Genomic DNA, 19,100 nt, shown 5'->3' with positions numbered 1-19,100 from the left:
TCCACGCCCGCCCCACCGGGCCCAGCCTTCCTTCGCGTCTTCGTCACGCTGTTCAAACGGCTTCGGCGAAGGCTGCAACCCGGCATCCTACGACAGATGCCGGAAAGATGAATAAAAATTCCTGCTGATTAAGGATTCAACATGGCGGACAACGAACGCTTCAAAGATGTGGACCCGGACGAGACCCGGGAGTGGATCGAGTCCCTGGAATCCGCCCTGGCCGTGCACGGCCCGGAGCGTGCCCACTTCCTCCTGGAACAACTGATCGATCACGCCCGGCGCTCTGGTGCCTATTTGCCCTATCGGCCCAACACGGCCTATCTCAATACCATTTCAACCGCTCGCGAACCGGGTTATCCAGGCGACCGGGAGCTGGAGAAGCGTATCGAGGCCATGATCCGCTGGAATGCCATGGCCATGGTCGTGCACGCCAACCGCAAGGGCACCGAACTGGGCGGTCATATTGCCAGTTACGCCTCCTCGGCCATTCTCTATGAAGTCGGTTTCAATCACTTCTGGCGCGCCCCCAGCGATGACCATCCTGGTGACAAGGTCTATATCCAGGGCCATTCCTCTCCCGGTATCTATGCTCGGAGCTACCTGGAAGGCCGCCTGAGTGAGGAGCAGTTGCTGCATTTCCGAGAAGATGTGGATGGCAAGGGGATTACGTCCTACCCCCATCCCTGGTTGATGCCCGATTACTGGCAATTCCCCACCGTTTCGATGGGGCTGGGCCCCATCATGGGCATCTATCATGCCCGCTATATGCGCTACCTGGAGCATCGCGGTCTGATCGATCCCAAGGACGCCAAGGTCTGGTGTTTCCTGGGTGATGGGGAGATGGACGAGCCGGAATCCCTGGGTGCCATCAGCCTGGCTGCCCGGGAAGGCCTGGATAACCTGATCTTCGTGGTCAACTGCAACCTGCAGCGCCTGGATGGCCCGGTGCGGGGCAACGGCAAGATCATCCAGGAGCTGGAAGCCGATTTCCTCGGCTCCGGCTGGAATGTGATCAAGTTGATCTGGGGTAACCGTTGGGATCCGCTGCTGGAAAAGGACACCAAGGGTCTGCTGCGTCGTCGCATGGAAGAAGCCGTGGATGGCGAGTACCAGAACTTCAAGGCCAAGGGCGGCGCCTACACGCGGGAATATTTCTTCGGCAAGTATCCCGAGCTCAAGGAAATGGTCGCCAACATGTCCGACGAGGAGATCTGGCGCCTCAACCGAGGTGGCCATGATGCCCGCAAGGTCTACGCGGCCTACCACCATGCGGTGAATCACAAGGGGCAGCCCACCGTCATTCTGGCAAAGACCGTCAAGGGCTTCGGCATGGGCAAGGCTGCCGAGGCGAAGAACATTGCTCACCAGCAGAAGAAGCTGGGCGAGGAAGACCTCAAGTACTATCGGGATCGGCTCAACCTGCCCATATCGGATGAGAAGATCAATGACGTGCCGATCTATCGTCCCAAGGAAGACAGTCCCGAAATCAAGTACATGAAGTCCCGGCGCGAGAAGCTGGGTGGGTACCTGCCGGCCCGGGAAGATAAATCACCGAAGCTGGAAATCCCGGCCATTGATATCTTCAAGCAGCACCTCAATGGCACGGATCGGGAAATCTCCACCACCATGGCCTTTGTGCGGATGCTGACCGCGCTCACCAAGGACAAGCAGATCGGTAAGTACATTGTGCCGATCATTCCGGATGAGGCCCGCACCTTCGGCATGGACGGGCTGTTCCGTCAGTTGGGGATCTACAGTTCCGTGGGCCAGCTCTACAAGCCCCAGGATGCCGACCAGCTGATGTTCTACAAGGAAGACAAGAAAGGTCAGATTCTGCAAGAAGGCATTACCGAGGCGGGTGCCATGTCCTCATGGGTGGCGGCGGCCACGGCCCCGGCCAACTGGGGTGTGCCCACCATTCCCTTCTACAGCTACTACTCCATGTTCGGCTTCCAGCGCATCGGTGATTTCGCCTGGGCCGCCGGTGACATGCAGGCCCGCGGCTTCCTCATGGGCGGCACCGCCGGTCGAACCACCCTGAATGGGGAAGGGTTGCAGCACCAGGATGGCCACAGCCATATCCTGAGTTCCACTATCCCCAATTGTGTGGCCTATGATCCGGCTTTTGCCTACGAAATGGCGGTCGTGGTGCACGATGGCCTCAAGCGCATGTACGAAGACAAGGAAAATGTCTTCTACTACATCACCATGATGAACGAGAACTACACCCACCCGGCCATGCCGGAAGGCGCCGAAGAGGGCATCCGCAAGGGCTTGTATCTCTTCCGTCAGGGTGACAAGCGCAAGAAAAAGCGGGTGCAGCTGCTAGGTTCCGGCACCATCTTCCGCGAAGTCATTGCGGCGGCCGAGTTGCTGGAGAAGGACTTTGGCGTCAGCGCCGACATCTGGAGCGCCACCAGCTTCACCGAGCTGCGTCGGGACGGCATGGATGTGGATCGCTGGAATCGCCTGCATCCGGATGCCAAAAAGCCGCGCCGTAGCTGGGTGGAAAAACAGATGGAAGGCTTCGATGGCCCGGCCGTGGCGGCCACGGATTACATTCGCGCCTTCCCGGATCAGATTCGCCCCTGGATGGATCGCCATTATCTGACCCTGGGCACCGATGGCTACGGCCGCAGCGACAGCCGCGACAATCTGCGTCGTTTCTTCGAAGTGAACCGCTATCACATCGCCGTGACCGCATTGAAGGCGCTGGCCGATGAGGGCGGGTTCGACAAGAAGAAAGTGGCCGAAGCCATCAAGAAATACGGCATCGATCCGGATGCGCCGAATCCCGTCACCGTGTGACGGAGAGCTCCGAGCCACGAGTAACGAGCTTCGAGCAGCCGGCTCGTCGATCGTTGCTAGTGGCTCGTAGCCCGGTACTCGAAGCCAGTACAAGAGAAACCTGAACAAAACCTGAAGAAGGCAACCCCATGGCGGACAAAATCCAAGTCAAGGTCCCGGATATCGGTGATTTCGATGAAGTGGAAGTCATTGATGTGCTGGTGGCAGAGGGGGACAGCGTCGAGGCTGAGGATGGCCTGATTACCCTGGAAACGGACAAGGCAGCGATGGATGTGCCGGCGCCCCAGGCGGGCAAGGTGCTTAGCCTCAAGGTGGCCAGTGGAGACAAGGTCTCTGAGGGCACGGTAATTGCCGAGCTTGAGGCAGTGGAAGGTTCAGAATCGGCTCAGGACAAGGGTTCTGATGAGCCATCTGGATCCGATGATTCTGATACCGATGAGGATCAGTCCCAGCCTGCCAGCGATGCGACGGAAGAGGCGACGCCGGCCGGCGAAAAGCAGGAAGTGGAGGTCACGGTCCCTGATATCGGTGACTTCGATGAAGTGGAATTGATTGATGTTCTGGTGGCTGAAGGGGACGAAGTCGAAGAAGAGCAGGGCATCGTTACCCTGGAAACGGACAAGGCGGCCATGGATGTGCCTGCGCCCCATGCCGGCACTATCAAGTCATTGAAGGTCAAGGCCGGAGACAAAGTGTCTCAGGGCAGTGTGGTTGCCGTGATGGAAGCGGTGGTGGGTGGTGTTGAGCCTGAACATTCCGCCTCCGAAAGTGAGCCGAAAAAGGCAGACAAGCCTGAATCTCCGAAGCCCGGTCAAGACAAGAAAAGCGAGCCCACCGGTGATGCAGGCGGTGGTACGGATAAGGGGCTGGATAGAGGCTCCCTCCAGGCCATTGACGAATCTGGCTTCGCCAAGGCCCATGCCAGCCCCTCGGTACGCAAGTTCGCCCGGGAACTGGGTGCGGATCTGGTCAAGATTCACGGCTCCGGCTATAAGGGCCGGATCACCCATGATGATGTGAAAAAGTGGGTCAAATCTCAGCTTCGTGGTGCCGGTGGCGGTGCTGGTTTGCCCCAGGTGCCGGATATTGATCATTCCAAGTTTGGTGATGTGGAGCGGGTGCCGCTGGGCCGAATCAAGAAGATCTCCGGTCCCCGTCTCCAGGCCAGCTGGGTCAATGCGCCTCATGTGACGCAGCATGATGAGGCTGACATCACCAAGATGGATGCGGTACGCAAGGCCCTGAAGTCTGACGCCGAAGCCATGGGCACCAAGATGACGCCCCTGGCCTTCATCATGAAAGCCTGTGTGCATGCCTTGCGGGAATTCCCGGATTTCAACAGCTCCCTGGATCCGGATGGCGAGCACCTGGTGATGAAGAAATACTTCCACCTGGGTTTTGCCGCCGACACGCCCAACGGTCTGGTGGTGCCCGTCATTCGCGACGTGGATGATAAGTCCGTCTTTGATGTGGCCCGTGAACTGGGCGAGCTGGCCGAGAAGGCCCGCAATGGCAAGCTTCAGCAGAAGCATATGCAAGGCGCCTGTTTCACGGTCTCCAGTCTGGGCGGTATCGGTGGCACGGCCTTCACCCCCATTGTCAACGCCCCGGAGGTGGCTATCCTCGGCGTCTCCAAGGCCGAGATGAAGCCGGTATGGAACGGCCAGGATTTCGAGCCAAGGCTCACGCTGCCTCTGTCCCTGTCCTATGACCACCGAGTCATCGACGGCGCCGCCGCCGCCCGCTTCACCCGCTACCTGGCGGATGTGCTGGGCGAATGCAGGAATCTCGTTATGTGAGCAGCGAGCACGAGCAACGAGCCAAGAGCAATCGGCTCGCCGCTCGCTGCTCGTAGCTCGCCGCCCGGCGATCGAAGTCCGTACAACAGAAACTTGAAGAGAACCCGAAGAAGGCAAACTCATGGCGGATAACATCCAAGTCAAAGTCCCAGACATCGGCGATTTCGATGAAGTGGAAGTCATTGATGTGCTGGTGGCGGAAGGCGACAGCGTGGAGGCGGAAGACGGGCTGATTACGCTGGAGACGGACAAGGCGGCCATGGATGTTCCTGCGCCTCAGGCGGGCCGGATCATCAGCCTGAAGGTGAGTACCGGCGACAAGGTTGCCGAGGGCTCGGTGATTGCCGAGCTGGAAGCCGAGGAAGAAGACACCAAGAGAGATGCCGGAACGGCTGCCCAGGAGAAAGCGGAAAGCCGGGCGTCCGGGTCCGAGAAAAAATCTGAAAAGGCCGAGAAACCGGCGCCGGCAACCGCCCAATATTCCGGCGATGCCGACAAGCATTGCGATCTACTGGTGATCGGCTCCGGGCCAGGCGGCTATACCGCCGCCTTCCGTGCAGCCGATCTGGGTCTGAAAGTCATTCTGGTTGAGCGTTATGAGTCCATTGGCGGTGTCTGTCTTAATGTGGGCTGTATTCCCTCCAAGGCCTTGTTGCACGCGGGCAAGGTCATCGACGAAGCGGGCGCCATGGCCAATCATGGGGTGGATTTCGGCAAGCCGAAGATTGACCGGGACAAGCTACGGGAATGGAAGAACCAGGTAATTGGAAAGCTCACGGGCGGTCTGGCGGGGCTTGCGAAAAAGCGTAATGTGGAAACGGTCACCGGCCTGGGTCGTTTTGCCGATGATCGCCACCTCGTGGTGGATAAGGACGGAAAGGAAACTGTCATTCATTTCGACAAGGCCATCATTGCCGTTGGATCTCAGCCGGTGAAGTTGCCCTTCATCCCGCACGATGATCCGCGAGTCATGGATTCCACCGATGCCCTGGAGCTGGAAGAGCTGCCCAAGAAGATGCTGGTGGTGGGCGGCGGCATCATTGGTCTTGAAATGGCCAATGTCTATTCTGCTCTGGGGGTGGTGATCGATGTGGTCGAGCTCACTGACCAGCTTATGCCGGGGGCCGACAAGGACATCGTCAAGCCCTATGAAAAGTATGTCTCCAAGCGCTACGCGCGCATCATGACCGGCACCAAGGCCAGCAAGTTCGAAGCTCACAAGAAGGGCATCAAGGTGACCTTTGAAGGCAAGGACGTTCCCGGGCCTACCTATTACGGGCGGGTTCTGGTAGCTGTGGGCCGTGCTCCCAATGGCGGCAAGATCGATGCCGAGAAGGCCGGTGTGCAGGTGGATGATCGTGGCTTCATTGCCGTGGATCGTCAGATGCGAACCAATGTGGACCACATCTTTGCCATCGGCGATGTGGTAGGACAGCCCATGCTGGCCCACAAGGCCACCCATGAGGGCAAGGTGGCGGCCGAAGTGGCGGCGGGGGAAAAATCCTATTTTGACGCTCGCGTCATCCCCTCTGTCGCCTATACCGATCCGGAAGTGGCCTGGGTTGGCCTGACGGAACAGCAGGCGAAGTCGGAGGGGATCGATTACGAAGTCGGCAGTTTTCCCTGGGCCGCCAGCGGCCGAGCGCTGTCATTGGGGCGCGATGAGGGGCTGACCAAGCTCTTGTTTGATCCCAGGACGGACAAGATCTTGGGGGGTGCCGCAGTGGGCCCCAACGCGGGCGAGTTGGTAGCAGAGATGGCGCTGGCCATAGAGATGGGGGCGGATGCCGCCGACATCGGACTCACCGTTCATCCTCACCCAACCCTGAGTGAAACCGTGGCATTCAGCGCCGAGGCCTTCGAGGGCAATCTGACCGATCTGTACGTGCCAAAGCGGAAAGCCAAGCGCGAATGAATTAATCAGAGGTTCCCTAAGACACGCTCCGCCCCTGAGTCAGGCAGCCAGAAGTCGATGCGTGATGTGGGCCAGCAGCTCTCCCTGTTTCGGGTGTGCGGGGAGTGGCCGTTCAATTCGATGGCGGCAGCCTGGCATGGACAGATCGGTCAATGCCATGCTCTCCGGCGCCTGGCCTGCAGCCTTTTCGTGGATGACCACGGTTGGGCGGAGTCGGGTCTGCGGCTGGCTCATGATTACCACGGCCTTGTCCCCGCTGGTTAGCAATACCTGGGTGCCTGGTGGGTAAACGCCCAGAGCACGACGCAGGCCTTCCATGCATTCCCGGCCCCAGCGATCGGCTTGAATACGGTTAAGCCGTACCGCCGCTTCATGACCCGATAGGGCAGGTCTGCGGGGCCAGTCAGCGGTCATCGCATCGTAAGCATTGGCCAGACCAAGTATGCGGGTCTCCAGTGACAGCTCACGGGTGCCGCGGAGCTGTCTGGGAAAGCCGTCGCCATTCAGGTGTTCCTGGTGGCGGTGGACCATCTCAATGACCATTTCGGACAGTCCGCAGCGTTTGAGTCGTTCAGCGCCCCTTACCGGCATGGCGTGAATCTGTTCCCAATCGTCCATCCGCAATTGCAATGGCTCAAAGACGATTCGGTCGGGCAGGCCGAGTTTGCCCACGTCATGCAGAAGCGCCGCCATGCCCAGGGCTGTACGGTTTTCCATGGACAGGTTCAATTGCTCGGCCATGAGCAGCGACAGGGTGCAGACGTTGAGCGAGTGCGATATCAGCCGTTGGTCCGGCTCATACAGGGCATTCAGCCACAGCATGGCATCCGGATGATTGATCAGTTCCCGGTTGAGGTTGTTGAGGCTTTCACCCAGCGTCTCCACCGAGGCGGCCGTGTCCTCACTGAGTTGCTCAAAGACGGGTCGCAGGATGGCTTTGGCCTGTTGTCTTCGTTGTTGGCAGCGGCTCAAGCCGGCACCGAAGCCCGGGGGTTGTTGTGAGGTGGTCGATACTGGCTTGCTGGCTGCGGGAATGGGCACCCGGCTGCGGGCCGCGTCCACCCAGACATAGCGGCAATAATCTCTAAGGATGCCAAGTTCCTGCTCGTCGCGGAGTTCGAAACCCTGAAACAGGAAGGGGGTTTCCGTCCACGGCCGGTCAAGCTGGCTTATGTATAATCCAGGGACCAGATCGTGAACGGCCACCCGGACTTGTCCCGCGCTCGGCATGAGAGTCCCCTCGCCAATTTTATCCTCCCGGAATGGGTTGGCGGGCCCAATTCTACCCGGAATGCTGCTTGAATACTCTTACTTGAGACTAGCAGGCTGCTCGGGTATTGCCGTCGTCGAGTGACGGGCGGGCCAGATTGGCGACGGACGGGGGGATTCCGGTGCCGGGCGGTGACTTCCGGTAGAATAAGACGCCCATTTTTCAGGAATTCTGAGAGATCCATGAAGCAGCAGCAGGCCGCCTCCGGCAGGGGAACCGTCAGCCATTCCAGTGAGTGCGACATGCCGACCGCCCATGGTTGTTTTCGTATGCATGTCTTTGCCGAAGCGGGGAGTGGCCGTGAGCATGTGGCCTTGGTAATGGGGGATCTGGGCGGCGAGCCGGCACCGCTCTGCCGGGTTCATTCGGAGTGCCTGACCGGTGAGGTGTTGGGCAGCCTGCGCTGTGATTGCGGCAGCCAGCTTGATGATGCCCTGGCCCGCATCGCCGCCCTGGGCCGCGGGATTCTGATTTATCTTCGCCAGGAGGGGCGTGGCATCGGCCTGACCGAGAAAATCCGGGCCTATGCCCTCCAGGACCAGGGTCTGGACACGGTGGAAGCGAACGAGCGCCTCGGTTTTGATGCCGATCTGCGCAATTATCGTCCCGCCGTTGATATTCTGGCCTGGTTTGGGCTTCCGCAGGTCCGGTTGATGACCAATAATCCGAGCAAACTCTCGGCGCTTCGTGCGGAGGGCGTGGAGGTGGTGAACCGTGAGCCCATCATTGCCGATCCCACTGCTCATAACGAAGCCTACCTGCGCACCAAGCGAGACCGCATGGGCCACCTGTTTGACCCCCTGGACGGCGGCGAAGACTGAGGTCATAATGGTTCAAACATTCGTTTGAATCAGGAGGCAGTATGACCGGGCTTCGCCAGTCACCGGAGGAACTGGCCAATGTGGCAACCCATGGCCTGGGCGTATTGGTAAGCCTGGTGGCCGGCACGGTGCTGATTACCCTGGCCGCGATTTACACAGGGCCGCTGGAAGTGGTGACTGCGTCGGTTTTCGTCACTGCCCTGGTCCTGCTGTATCTGGCTTCCACTCTCTATCATGCCGCCAGCCGTCCGGCACTGCGTCGCCGCCTCAAGGTTTTGGATCACTGCGCCATCTTCCTTCTGATCGCCGGTACCTATACGCCGTTCACCCTGGTGGGGCTGAACGGCGGCTGGGGGTGGAGTCTATTCGCTGTTATCTGGGGGTTGGCGGCGTTCGGCATCGTGCTCAAACTGTTTTTCACCGGACGCTACCGACTGTTATCCACGGCCACCTACGTCACCATGGGCTGGCTGGCAATGGTGGCTTTCGTGCCCATGACCCGGGAACTGCCGCCGGCGGCGCTCAGCTGGCTGATCATAGGTGGCGTCACCTACACCGCCGGCACGGTTTTCTATCACAATGAAAGAGTGCCTTACTCCCACGCCATTTGGCACCTTTTCGTTCTGGGCGGGAGTATCTGCCATTTCACTGCTGTCAGTTTCCAGCTGTTTGGGTAGGCTTACGGAAGGGCAGTGATTGAGCGCCTAGTAGATGTTGGGAGAGCGCCGCTCCAGCAATAGGGTGTCTCGCCAGATGCCGTTCATGCGGGCGATATTCTCCCGTCGGCCTACGAGCCGAAAATCCCGGGATTGAAACAGGCCAAGACTTGCCTGATTTTCCGGGAACACGATTGCCTGCAGGGTCCAAAGAGACCTGGCTTCGGCATAGTCGATAAGGGCATCCAGCAAGCGTTGGCCCAGGCCTTGGCCACGGCAGCTTTCCGCGACATACAACTGCACTTCCGCCACCCCCTGATAGCACCGTCGTTGGCTGGTTGGGGCCAGTGCAGCCCAGGCAGTCACACCCTTTGTGCTCTCATGAACCAGGATCGAATCCGGATGCTTGTAGGATCGCCACTCGGACCAGTCCCTGGGAATACTGTTTTCCGTTTCGAAGCTGGCCTGGCCGGTCGCTACACCTTGCAGGAAAATGGACCGCATAAGCGGCCAATCGCTTTCCTTCGCCGCTCGTATCCCCCCTGCTGAATTTCTATCCCGCGCATTCATGAGGCTGCAGCCCGTGGGGTCAGTTGTTCCAGGGCCTCCTGCGGGCTGTGAGCGACCACCAGCATGTCGCGATGCTCGGGGTCCATGAACCCTTGTCGGCAGGCATGGTCCATCCAGCTGCGGATCCCGGTGAAATCCTCGAAGGGGTCGAGCAGGATAATGGGCTCATCAATCAAGCCCAACTGGCGCCAGGTGAGCACCTCGAACAGCTCATCCAGCGTACCGAGGCCGCCGGCTAGGGCAATGAATGCGTCTGATAGCTCGATCATCCGTTGCTTGCGGCTGAGCATGTCAGACACAACTTCCAGTCGCGTGATGTTGCGGTGGCCAACTTCGCGACTCTCCAGAGACTCGGGGATGACGCCGAGCACTTTGCCCCCGGCTGCCATTGCGGCGTCGGCCATGACGCCCATCAGGCCCACACGACCGCCACCATAAACCAGGCCATGGCCTTGCTCTGCCAGCGCCGCGCCCAGATTGTGAGCGAGGCGGGTGTAGTCAGGATTCCGGCCATGCCGCGATCCGCAGAAGACGCAAACATTGCTCAATTGCTGCACTCCATCGGCTTTTTACACTGATCCGCAGTGTAACCGACTGCAGGCCGTTGGAAGAATTCAGCCTTGGCCAGCACCGAGTTGCCGGCATGAAAAGTCTGCGCCCTTGTACGCAGCGGGTCTTGGGCAATATGACCATTTTCCATGCCTGTTTCCGACGAATGGCCAGCTGAATTGGATGGCCGTTGGGTCAACGGGCTGTTGTCTCAGGTCTTCTTGCTGATAGACTTTTTAGGGCGTCCCAAGGGACGGTTGGGGAAGCCGGCGGCATCATAGCGCTCGGGCCAGATCTGCTGTGGCTTGAGTCCGATAGCCTCGGCAATTGCTCTTTCCATGCGTGGGTAAGGTTTTCGCAAGGCCAGGATCGCTGCATCACGGCTTACGCCATGCCGCCGGGCCACGTCGGCAAGCGAGGAGCCGCGCAAACGAAGCTGGTATTTGATCCATTCCCGTCGCTGCCGCGGCTCGCTGGGGATATCTGGGGCGTGGCTTTTGGTCATTGGCGGTTACGTAGCAGAGTACTGCTCCAGTAGAGCGCAACATCTTGCCAAGACTGGGCGGCAATTACCAGTTTCGACAGTGAAAGATGAGGAATGTCCCATTCGGCCATCCGCCGGGCGGGCAAATAAGCAGGGCAGCTCGGAGTCAATGGATATGCTCAAACAACGATTAAGGCGATGTGCGGAATTGGCGGGTAATGGTGCCTGCCTGGCCCGCGAGACGGGGATTCCCCGGCGTACTCTGGAGACCTACCTGTCCGGTAATGCCGAGCCCAAGGCATCCCGCCTGGCCAGTATTGCCCGCGCCGCCGGGGTGTCTGCGCATTGGTTGTTGACTGGTGAAGGCCCGGAACGGGAAGGGGATCTTGGGCCGGCGGTGGATTTTGTCGCCCTGGAGCAACCTGCCGTGGCTGATCCGGCGGAGTCCAATCAGGATCTCCAGGGCGGACGGAGCGAGCCGCTATGGATTGCATTTCAGCCGGATTGGCTGCGTGAGCGTGGCTGGAACGAGAAGCACTTGCGCTTGCTTGAGAGCCGTAGCGACTGCATGACCCCGACCGTGCAGGATGGGGCACTCCTGTTGGTGGATGCTTCTCACGATGAGTTGAGTGAAGACGGTCTCTACGTACTCGAGGTGGATGGCGCCCTGCTTGTCAGGCGCATCCAGCTTGATGTTGAGGGTGGTGTCCTCGCCACCAATGACAATCCCGCCTACCGGGAACAGTATTTGCGCCAGGAACGCAAATCGGACCTGTCCGTTTTCGGCAAAGTTGTCTGGGTGGGTAATCCCCTCGACTGAGCCTTCCCGTCCCCCTTTGTAATCCAGGCACCCCCTTGCTTCGGTCATTCGCTGCCGGTATACGCCCGTGGTTGACGATGATCGATCCATAATAAGTTAAAAAGTGATATAAAATCGATACAGAAAATTCCCAGGCAGCGTAACGCTTTGTCAAAAAAGCCTTAAATGTTGTTGACTTCATGTACAAAGCATGTACATTTGGGGCGTGGGCACGTGGGTGTCTACGCACGCCAAACGAACATGGGTACCAACGTGGGGCGGCTGCGCTTCGCTTCCAGGAGGTCAAATCATGAAGAAACGGCAGTTTTTGCTTAGTTTGTTGCTGGCTGCGTTTTTTGCGCTTGCCGGCTGCTTCAGCTCCAGCAGTTCCAGCGATGATGACGACGATGCTGGCAATGGTAATGGCGATGCCGGTGAGGTTGCCGAGCTTCGCGCCTACCACGCCTCGCCCGATGCGGGGCCGGTGGACATCTACGTAGGTGGTGAGCTGGTGCTGGAAGAGGTTGGCTTTCCCCTGGCGAGCCCTTACCTGGAGGTGCCGGCCGATGAGCTCACCGTTCAGGTGGTCCCTGCGGGCGGCGAGCTGGAAGATGCTGTTATCGATCAGGCAGTGACACCCTCGGCTGACGGTCGATACAGCTTTATCGTCTGGGGTTCGGTTGAAGCCGGCAATCTGGACGTGGCCATCATCAGCGATCTCAATGATGGTGTGGCTGATGGCTTCGTGAAGCTGCGACCGGCTCACCTGGCTGTCGGCGCGCCCGCGGTGGATCTCTATCTGACGACCGTGGATGCCGATCTGGACGATGCCGAGCCGGCGGCGACCGATCTGGCTTTCGGCGATATTGCCGACGAGTTTCTCGAAGTGGCTGCCGAGACCAGTCGTATTCGGGTTACGGTCAGCGGGACAACCGACGTGGTCTATGACTATGTGGCTGAGCTCGGCGATTTCCCGGGCGTCTCCATGCTGGCCGCCGCGGTGAACACCGATCAGGGCTTTTCCCCGATTCTCATCGGTGCTGCCACTGATGTGGGTGCCGCCCCCTTCCTGCCGCTCATTGATCAGCAATCGGAGGTGCGCGTTGCCCATGGTAGCCCGGATGCCGGTCCGGTGGATGTGGAAGTAAGCACGGATGAGGGTGATTCCTGGATTCCCCTGGTTGAGGGCTTGTCCTACTTCGAACACACCGGCTATGTCCGCGTGCTGGGCGAGCTGGATTATCTCGCCAGAGTGCTGGATGCAGACGGCAATGTTGTCGGTGAGCTTGATCTGTCCCCTGAGCCGGGCAATGCCTATTCCGTCTTTGCCCTGGGTGAAGCGGGTGCTGGAAGTCTGACCTTCCTGCCTACCCTGGACCGTTCCGGGCCGGTGTCCGGAGATGATTTCGCCATCCGCGCCGTCCACGGCATTATTCCCGGGCCCACGGTGGATGTGGAGGCCGACGGTGGAGCGCTGATCGAGGAATTGTCGGAAGGCGAGGCCAGTGATTTCGCCGAAGCCGCGGCCGGCACCTATTCGGTGGCTGTGGTTACCTCGGACGGTGGCGATCCTGTTATCGGCCCGCTTGATCTCGAGTTCGATGCAGGCAGTGTGTATACCGTGGTTGCGCTGCCGGAAAGCGAGGAGGGCGACGAAGAGCCGACGCCGTGGCTGATTGTTGACCGCGAAGCAGATTGATTTGATCTGATTGTGGAGGAATCCAGGGCCCGGCCGTGAAGGTCGGGCCCTTTTTTGCTGTGATTGCCGGTCGTCCCCCATGGCGCGCCACCCGTCAATCCGGCTTTTCATTTACCGCATTCAGCGCCATACTTTGGGTGGATCGGCAGGGGCGATAAACACTCTCCATTGTCGATACGGGGGATTTTCTCAAGTTTTAGTCAGGGGGAGCCCATGTCTAGATCACGCACTGCCCTGGTCGCTGGTATCGCCGTTTTTTCTCTGCCGGCGATCCTGATCGCCGATCCCTTCCTGCCGGCGGAGCCGCGGGCCTTGGGGATGGGGGGGGCCGCCGTGGCCACTGCCGATGGGCCGAATTCAGTGATGTATAACGCCGCTCTGGCAGCACCCTCCATGCGCCGTTACCGGACCGGGCTGACTTTTCCCTCCTTCGGGGTCTCCCTGGCGGATCAGGAGGAATTCATTGATGCCTTCGATGAGTTCGATGACTCCAATGTCATTGATCGGGCTGAAATCGATATCAGGGCCTTCAATGACACCTTCAGCCTGATCCAGCAGCGAATCGATAACGAGGAATATGACAGCAACGAAGCCCTGGAGCAGGACATCAGTCTTTTGTCCGCCGACCTCAATACCCTGGATGGCACCCGCGAGGAATTAAAGCAGCGTATCGAGGCCATGTCCGATAAGCCGATTACCTTTGAAGCCAGGGCCTCCGGTGCTTTCGGTACCCGCCTGGGTGCCTGGGGAACGGGCCTCCATTACCAGGTGCGGGGTCTGGGGGGCGGTCTCTTCCTGCTTGATGAGCAGGATTTCGGCTTGATCGATGGCAGTTTCGGGCTTGCGGCGAATGTGGTCTCCTGTCTGGAGGAGGCCGCTTCCGGCGATGAGCCGGACCAGGATCGTCTGGAAGAATGTCGTGATGCGGACCTGCCCGACGAGGACACTACCGACGATTTCGTTTCCGAGTTCCAGTTCCAGGGTGCGGTAATGCAGGAGCTTGGTTTCACCCTGGCGCGGGACTTTCATGTCGGTGGCCGTACTCTGGCGGTCGGTGTAACCCCCAAGCTGGTGGACGTTGATACCTTCGATTACATCGTCACGGTCCAGGACGAAGACGATGTGGATTTTGATGACCGGCGAGACAGTCATAGCAACATGAATGTGGATATTGGTGTTGCCATGGCTATCCGGGACGACATGCGGGTCGGTGCCAGCCTTCGTAATCTCTTCCCTCAATCCTATGGGACCGTGGAGGGCCGTGACATCGATCTGGATCCACAGCTTCGAGTGGGATTCAGCTGGGATCGCCGCATGTTTACATTGGCCGCTGATCTGGATATTACCGAGAACAAGCCTCTGGGCTTTGGGCCGGATACCCGCTTCCTGTCCTTCGGCGGTGAGTTGCGGCCTCTCTCCTGGATCCAGCTGCGTGCCGGCTACCGGATCAATCTCGCCTCTGACAGTTTGATCGAAGACGTGGCCTCTGTTGGTGTCGGTCTTTCCCCCGGCCCCATACACGTGGACATCGGCGCAGCCGGGAACAGCAATGAAGTCAGCGGCTATTTTCAGTTCGGTTTCCGCTTCGGCAGTTGATGCAGGTGACAGACCGCGGTGAGCCATCTGCCGGTGTCGGCATCCTCGTCTTTGACGGGGTAGAGGTGCTGGATTTTGCCGGGCCCTTCGAGGTTTTCTCCGTCACCCGGCGGTCGGGTGAGAGTCGCCTTGACGGGCAGTCACCCATGCCACCCAGGCTGCTCTCGTCGGGCCGCCGCGAAATCACGGCTACCGGGGGCCTGCGCGTGACTGCCGACGCTTCGCTGGAGGACGCGGCGGGCCTGGACGCATTGGTGATTCCAGGCGGATACGGCGTCCGCGCTCTGATGGCCGACGAGGCCTTCCTTGCCCGTCTTCTGCAGTTGTCCCGCGATGTCGAGCTGGTGATGTCGGTCTGCACTGGTGCCGGCGTCCTGGCCCGCGCGGGCCTGCTTCGCCAACGGCGGGTCACCACTCACCACGCCTACCTGGAGTGGTTGGCCGAGCTGGCGCCGGACTGTGAGGTGGTCGGGGATTGTCGAGTGGTGGACGAGGGGGATCTGGTAACCGCCGGTGGTATTTCAGCCGGCATCGATGCGGCTCTGCACCTGGTCGAGCGTTGGCAGGGGCGCGCTGTCGCGGATGAGACCGCGGCTTACATGGAATATCGGCGTCAGCCCGTCGGGCCCGGTGCCGCTTGAGTTGGCATGGCTGAAAAAGAAAGCCGCTGCCGGCTGCGGCCGGTAGCGGCTTGTCGATTGCGCATCGTGTTTGGGCTCAGCGCTCCAGCATCTCCAGCTTGCCTGACTTGCCGTCCCAGTCGTCGGCGTCTTCCGGCGGATCCTTCTTTTCGGTCAGCACCGGCCAGTCCTGTGATAATTCTTCATTGAGCTCAAGGAAATGCTCCTGCCCCTCCGGCAGGTCATCTTCCGAAAAGATCGCTTCTGCCGGACATTCCGGTTCGCACAGCGTGCAGTCGATGCATTCTTCCGGATCAATGACCAGCATATTGGGGCCTTCGTGGAAGCAGTCCACGGGGCATACTTCGACGCAGTCGGTGTACTTGCACTTGATGCAGTTTTCGGTGACGACGTAGGTCATGAGGTCTGGCTCCCCTGACTGGGTGATTGCTGTTCTGAGTAAAAGCCTATTGTGCCACAGCTGACAAGGGTCTAGCTGCCCGGACGACGGACATCCTGGATGTGAAAACCCTCAGTGCCCCGGTCCAGGTCCTGGTAGTAGCGTTCCAGGCAGAAGCGAACGCTCGGGAAGGCGAGTTCCTCCCAGGGGATATCCTCACGTCGGAACAAGGCCACTTCCAGGCTCTCGCTGCCGGCAGCATAACGCTCATTCACCAGCCGTGCCCGGTACATCAGATGGACCTGGTTTACATGCACCACATGGGTCATTGAGACGGCGCTGCCGATCTCCACTTCGGCGCAGGCTTCCTCGCGGGTTTCCCGGGCCGCGCCCTCGCGGGTGGTTTCGTCGTTCTCCAGAAAGCCCGCCGGCACGGTCCAGTAGCCCAGCCGCGGTTCGATGGCTCGCCGGCAGAGCAGGATGCGGTCGCCCCAGGTCGGCACGCAGCCCACCACCAGCAGGGGGTTGCGGTAATGGATGGTACCGCACTGCTCACAGACATAACGGGGCAGGCTATCCCCTTCGGGGACTTGTACGCTAATGGGCTGGGCGCACTCGGAGCAGAAATTCATGGAGTCATCACTGGCTTGGCGGTTGGCGACGGCATTGGATGGGCGGGAGAAAATGGTGCCCGGGGTCGGACTCGAACCGACACGGCCTCGCGGCCGGGGGATTTTGAATCCCCTGCGTCTACCAATTTCGCCACCCGGGCGGGTGAGCGCGAAAGATACCATGAATCCCCGGTGATCCGCAGCCCCCGACTGCGGGTCGGGCCGTATACACGGCTCGCCCGGGGGTGAGCTGGCCTTCCCTTACGCCCGGCGGGGGTGGGTGGTAATATCCGCCCGCCATGAAGAAGCGTACTGACTATCATTTCGAGCTTCCCGAAGCGCTGATCGCCCAGACACCGCTGGCGGAGCGGTCGGCCAGCCGTCTGTTGTGCCTGGATGGTGCCACCGGCCGGCTTGCTGACCGGCAATTCCGTCAATTGCCCCAGCTCCTGGAGCCCGGTGATCTGCTGGTCTTCAATGACACGCGGGTGGTACCCGCACGCCTTCACGGCCGAAAGGAAACGGGTGGTCGCGTGGAAGTGATGGTGGAGCGGGTGATTGGTCCGCGTCACTGTCTGGCCCATGTGCGTGCCAGCAAGACGCCTGGGCCGGGTACGCGCATCCAGGTGGGGGATACGCATTGGCTGACGGTGGTCGGGCGTGAGGAGGGTCTGTTCGAGCTGAGTCTGGCCGCAGGCAGCCTCACCGAGCTGATGGATGCCCAGGGGCATATGCCGCTTCCACCCTATATTCGCCGCGAGGACGGCGCCGATGACCGGACTCGCTACCAGACCGTGTATGCCCGCGAACCCGGGGCGGTGGCCGCGCCCACTGCCGGTCTCCATTTCGATGATGCGGTAATGAGCGCCCTGGCCGAACGGGGTATCGCTCAGGCGCGCGTCACTCTGCATGTGGGCGCCGGCACTTTCCAGCCAGTGAGGGTCGATGACCTGGATCAGCATCGCATGCACAGCGAGTGGCTGCGGGTGGATGCGGACTGTTGTCGCCAGATCGCCGAGACCCGGGCCCGTGGCGGACGGGTTGTCGCCGTGGGCACCACCGCCGTGCGCTCCCTGGAGACTGCGGCCGCAGGTGGGGAGCTGGAGCCCTTTGAGGGCGAGACGCGGCTGTTCATCCGTCCCGGTTATCGCTTTCGGGTGGTGGATCGACTGATTACCAATTTTCACCTGCCGGAGTCGACCCTCCTGATGCTGGTCTGCGCCTTTGCCGGTTACGAGCAGACCCTGGCGGCCTATCGCCACGCGGTTGAGCAGGCGTATCGTTTTTTTAGCTATGGCGATGCGATGTTGATTGATCCTGCTCCGGGGGCCCGGCAGACAAGGAGAGAGGCGTGAAATTCGAACTATTCAGCCGTGAGGGCAGGGCGCGGGCCGGCCGCCTGCGATTTGAGCGGGGCGAGATCGACACCCCGGCATTCATGCCGGTGGGGACCTATGGCACCGTCAAGGCCATGCTGCCCGAGGAGCTCCGGGATCTCGGTGCCCAGATCATTCTGGGTAATACCTTTCACCTGATGCTGCGCCCCGGGACCGAGATCATCAGCCGACACGGGGATCTGCATGACTTCATGAACTGGCAGGGGCCGATTCTCACCGATTCCGGGGGCTTTCAGGTCTTCAGCCTGGCCGAGCGACGCAAGATTACCGAGGCCGGGGTGGAGTTCGCCTCGCCCGTGGACGGGGCGCGGGTTTTCCTGGGCCCGGAAGAATCCATGCAGGTGCAGCGGGAGTTGGGCTCGGACATCGTCATGATCTTTGACGAGTGCACGCCTTATCCCGCCAGTGAGGAACAGGCCCGGGAGTCCATGGAGCTGTCGCTGCGCTGGGCCCGGCGCTCCAGGACCGCCCACGGCGACAACCCCGCCGCCCTCTTCGGTATCGTGCAGGGCGGCATGTATCCGGATTTGCGGGCCCGTTCCCTGGAAGGTCTGCTGGAGATCGGCTTTGACGGCTACGCCGTCGGCGGACTGTCGGTGGGGGAGACCAAGGAGGAACGGGACCGGGTGCTGGATGCCCTGGACCCGCTGTTGCCGGCGGACCGGCCCCGCTATCTCATGGGTGTGGGCACCCCCGAAGACCTGGTGGAGTGCGTGCGTCGGGGTATCGACATGTTTGACTGCGTCATGCCGACCCGCAATGCCCGTACCGGTTTCCTGTTCACCCACGAGGGCATCGTCAAGATTCGCAATGCCCGTCATCGGGATGATATCGGGCCGCTGGATCCGGAATGCGGCTGCTATACCTGCCGCCATTACAGCCGGGCCTACCTCCGCCACCTGGATAAATGCGGTGAGGTGCTCTCCGCCCGGCTCAATACCATCCACAATCTGCACTACTACCAGAAACTGATGCAGGGAATGCGGGAAGCGATCAAGTCTGGTACCTTTGGGGATTTTGTCGCGGACTTCTACGAGAAGCGGGGGAAAACCGTGCCGCCGTTGCGGGAGAATCCCGTCTGACTGGCGAAAAATTCCCTAATTTTC

At 60.3% G+C, this 19,100-nt stretch carries 18 protein-coding genes and 1 tRNA gene; 11 read left to right on the top strand and 8 right to left on the bottom strand.

Annotated elements, in window-relative coordinates:
* Positions 1–141: 141 nt before the first annotated feature.
* The 3 genes from aceE to lpdA all read left to right on the top strand — a co-directional run bounded on the left by aceE (position 142) and on the right by lpdA (position 6,522).
* Positions 142–2,808 (top strand): pyruvate dehydrogenase (acetyl-transferring), homodimeric type, encoded by a 2,667-nt coding sequence (gene aceE / locus VCB98_RS02715; RefSeq protein ID WP_346050228.1) that lies wholly within the window; start codon positions 142–144, stop codon positions 2,806–2,808.
* 128 nt (positions 2,809–2,936) lie between these two features.
* Positions 2,937–4,607 carry a dihydrolipoyllysine-residue acetyltransferase gene (gene aceF, locus VCB98_RS02710; RefSeq protein ID WP_346050226.1) on the top strand — a complete coding sequence of 557 codons (1,671 nt, stop codon included), beginning with the start codon at positions 2,937–2,939 and terminating at the stop codon, positions 4,605–4,607.
* A gap of 121 nt (positions 4,608–4,728) precedes the next feature.
* Positions 4,729–6,522 carry a dihydrolipoyl dehydrogenase gene (gene lpdA, locus VCB98_RS02705; RefSeq protein WP_346050224.1) on the top strand — a complete coding sequence of 598 codons (1,794 nt, stop codon included), beginning with the start codon at positions 4,729–4,731 and terminating at the stop codon, positions 6,520–6,522.
* Positions 6,523–6,561: 39 nt separating this feature from the next.
* Here the strand turns inward: lpdA and VCB98_RS02700 are convergent, their stop codons facing one another.
* Entirely contained in the window at positions 6,562–7,752 is a 1,191-nt protein-coding gene (locus tag VCB98_RS02700) for a cyclic di-GMP phosphodiesterase (protein WP_346050222.1), read from the bottom strand.
* Between the two features lie 222 nt (positions 7,753–7,974).
* Here VCB98_RS02700 and ribA point away from each other — a divergent pair, with 222 nt between their 5' ends.
* Both ribA and trhA read left to right on the top strand, forming a co-directional pair.
* Positions 7,975–8,613, top strand: a complete 639-nt coding sequence (gene ribA / locus VCB98_RS02695; RefSeq protein ID WP_346050219.1) for a GTP cyclohydrolase II — start codon at positions 7,975–7,977, stop codon at positions 8,611–8,613.
* Between the two features lie 41 nt (positions 8,614–8,654).
* A complete protein-coding gene (trhA, locus tag VCB98_RS02690) occupies positions 8,655–9,290 on the top strand; it encodes a PAQR family membrane homeostasis protein TrhA (RefSeq protein WP_346050217.1) in 636 nt (211 codons plus the stop codon).
* 27 nt (positions 9,291–9,317) lie between these two features.
* Here the strand turns inward: trhA and VCB98_RS02685 are convergent, their stop codons facing one another.
* The 4 genes from VCB98_RS02685 to VCB98_RS02670 all read right to left on the bottom strand — a co-directional run bounded on the left by VCB98_RS02685 (position 9,318) and on the right by VCB98_RS02670 (position 10,893).
* A complete protein-coding gene (locus VCB98_RS02685; protein ID WP_346050215.1) occupies positions 9,318–9,773 on the bottom strand; it encodes a GNAT family N-acetyltransferase in 456 nt (151 codons plus the stop codon).
* 62 nt (positions 9,774–9,835) lie between these two features.
* Positions 9,836–10,387 (bottom strand): LOG family protein, encoded by a 552-nt coding sequence (locus tag VCB98_RS02680; RefSeq protein WP_346050213.1) that lies wholly within the window; start codon positions 10,385–10,387, stop codon positions 9,836–9,838.
* Positions 10,384–10,539: a hypothetical protein gene (locus VCB98_RS02675; RefSeq protein WP_346050211.1), complete on the bottom strand. Its 156-nt coding sequence runs from the start codon at positions 10,537–10,539 to the stop codon at positions 10,384–10,386. Before VCB98_RS02675 ends, VCB98_RS02680 begins: the two co-directional genes overlap by 4 nt.
* Before the next feature lie 60 nt (positions 10,540–10,599).
* On the bottom strand, positions 10,600–10,893 hold the full coding sequence (locus VCB98_RS02670; protein ID WP_346050209.1) for a helix-turn-helix domain-containing protein: 294 nt from the start codon (positions 10,891–10,893) through the stop codon (positions 10,600–10,602).
* 154 nt (positions 10,894–11,047) lie between these two features.
* Between VCB98_RS02670 and VCB98_RS02665 the strand changes: the two genes are divergently transcribed.
* The 4 genes from VCB98_RS02665 (at position 11,048) to VCB98_RS02650 (ending at position 15,607) form a co-directional block, all read left to right on the top strand.
* Positions 11,048–11,692, top strand: coding sequence for a S24 family peptidase (locus VCB98_RS02665; protein WP_346050207.1), 645 nt, complete (start codon positions 11,048–11,050; stop codon positions 11,690–11,692).
* Positions 11,693–11,981: 289 nt separating this feature from the next.
* The gene (locus VCB98_RS02660) at positions 11,982–13,370 is read left to right on the top strand and encodes a DUF4397 domain-containing protein (RefSeq protein ID WP_346050205.1); all 1,389 of its coding nucleotides are present in this window, start codon (positions 11,982–11,984) and stop codon (positions 13,368–13,370) included.
* A 213-nt stretch (positions 13,371–13,583) separates the two neighbouring features.
* On the top strand, positions 13,584–14,966 hold the full coding sequence (gene traF, locus VCB98_RS02655) for a conjugal transfer protein TraF (RefSeq protein ID WP_346050203.1): 1,383 nt from the start codon (positions 13,584–13,586) through the stop codon (positions 14,964–14,966).
* Positions 14,967–14,971: 5 nt separating this feature from the next.
* Positions 14,972–15,607, top strand: a complete 636-nt coding sequence (locus tag VCB98_RS02650; RefSeq protein ID WP_346050201.1) for a DJ-1/PfpI family protein — start codon at positions 14,972–14,974, stop codon at positions 15,605–15,607.
* Positions 15,608–15,683: 76 nt separating this feature from the next.
* On the opposite strand, the gene fdxA is transcribed toward VCB98_RS02650, so the two are convergent.
* From fdxA to VCB98_RS02635, 3 genes are all read right to left on the bottom strand, one after another.
* Positions 15,684–16,007 carry a ferredoxin FdxA gene (fdxA, locus tag VCB98_RS02645; protein ID WP_346050199.1) on the bottom strand — a complete coding sequence of 108 codons (324 nt, stop codon included), beginning with the start codon at positions 16,005–16,007 and terminating at the stop codon, positions 15,684–15,686.
* A gap of 71 nt (positions 16,008–16,078) precedes the next feature.
* Positions 16,079–16,618: an NUDIX hydrolase gene (locus VCB98_RS02640; RefSeq protein WP_346050197.1), complete on the bottom strand. Its 540-nt coding sequence runs from the start codon at positions 16,616–16,618 to the stop codon at positions 16,079–16,081.
* A 53-nt stretch (positions 16,619–16,671) separates the two neighbouring features.
* Positions 16,672–16,758: transfer RNA gene (locus VCB98_RS02635), tRNA-Leu, on the bottom strand.
* A gap of 138 nt (positions 16,759–16,896) precedes the next feature.
* On the opposite strand from VCB98_RS02635, the gene queA reads away from it, so the two are divergent.
* Together queA and tgt are read left to right on the top strand one after the other, a co-directional pair.
* Positions 16,897–17,952 (top strand): tRNA preQ1(34) S-adenosylmethionine ribosyltransferase-isomerase QueA, encoded by a 1,056-nt coding sequence (gene queA / locus VCB98_RS02630; RefSeq protein ID WP_346050195.1) that lies wholly within the window; start codon positions 16,897–16,899, stop codon positions 17,950–17,952.
* Positions 17,949–19,076, top strand: a complete 1,128-nt coding sequence (tgt, locus tag VCB98_RS02625) for a tRNA guanosine(34) transglycosylase Tgt (protein ID WP_346050193.1) — start codon at positions 17,949–17,951, stop codon at positions 19,074–19,076. Before queA ends, tgt begins: the two co-directional genes overlap by 4 nt.
* Positions 19,077–19,100: the final 24 nt, after the last annotated feature.

It is taken from the genome of Natronospira elongata (assembly GCF_034931365.1).
Lineage (GTDB): Bacteria > Pseudomonadota > Gammaproteobacteria > Natronospirales > Natronospiraceae > Natronospira > Natronospira elongata.
Note: the sequence above shows the minus strand (reverse complement) of the source record. Positions and strands in the feature narration are given on the sequence as shown.

Excerpts from the sequence above, each read along its gene's own strand:
- aceE (WP_346050228.1), top strand. The coding sequence starts at position 142 with ATGGCGGACAACGAACGCTTCAAAGATGTGGACCCGGACGAGACCCGG.
- aceF (WP_346050226.1), top strand. The coding sequence starts at position 2,937 with ATGGCGGACAAAATCCAAGTCAAGGTCCCGGATATCGGTGATTTCGAT.
- lpdA (WP_346050224.1), top strand. The coding sequence starts at position 4,729 with ATGGCGGATAACATCCAAGTCAAAGTCCCAGACATCGGCGATTTCGAT.
- VCB98_RS02700 (WP_346050222.1), bottom strand. The coding sequence starts at position 7,752 with ATGCCGAGCGCGGGACAAGTCCGGGTGGCCGTTCACGATCTGGTCCCT.
- ribA (WP_346050219.1), top strand. The coding sequence starts at position 7,975 with ATGAAGCAGCAGCAGGCCGCCTCCGGCAGGGGAACCGTCAGCCATTCC.
- trhA (WP_346050217.1), top strand. The coding sequence starts at position 8,655 with ATGACCGGGCTTCGCCAGTCACCGGAGGAACTGGCCAATGTGGCAACC.
- VCB98_RS02685 (WP_346050215.1), bottom strand. The coding sequence starts at position 9,773 with ATGCGGTCCATTTTCCTGCAAGGTGTAGCGACCGGCCAGGCCAGCTTC.
- VCB98_RS02675 (WP_346050211.1), bottom strand. The coding sequence starts at position 10,539 with ATGGAAAATGGTCATATTGCCCAAGACCCGCTGCGTACAAGGGCGCAG.
- VCB98_RS02670 (WP_346050209.1), bottom strand. The coding sequence starts at position 10,893 with ATGACCAAAAGCCACGCCCCAGATATCCCCAGCGAGCCGCGGCAGCGA.
- VCB98_RS02665 (WP_346050207.1), top strand. The coding sequence starts at position 11,048 with ATGCTCAAACAACGATTAAGGCGATGTGCGGAATTGGCGGGTAATGGT.
- VCB98_RS02660 (WP_346050205.1), top strand. The coding sequence starts at position 11,982 with ATGAAGAAACGGCAGTTTTTGCTTAGTTTGTTGCTGGCTGCGTTTTTT.
- traF (WP_346050203.1), top strand. The coding sequence starts at position 13,584 with ATGTCTAGATCACGCACTGCCCTGGTCGCTGGTATCGCCGTTTTTTCT.
- fdxA (WP_346050199.1), bottom strand. The coding sequence starts at position 16,007 with ATGACCTACGTCGTCACCGAAAACTGCATCAAGTGCAAGTACACCGAC.
- VCB98_RS02640 (WP_346050197.1), bottom strand. The coding sequence starts at position 16,618 with ATGAATTTCTGCTCCGAGTGCGCCCAGCCCATTAGCGTACAAGTCCCC.
- queA (WP_346050195.1), top strand. The coding sequence starts at position 16,897 with ATGAAGAAGCGTACTGACTATCATTTCGAGCTTCCCGAAGCGCTGATC.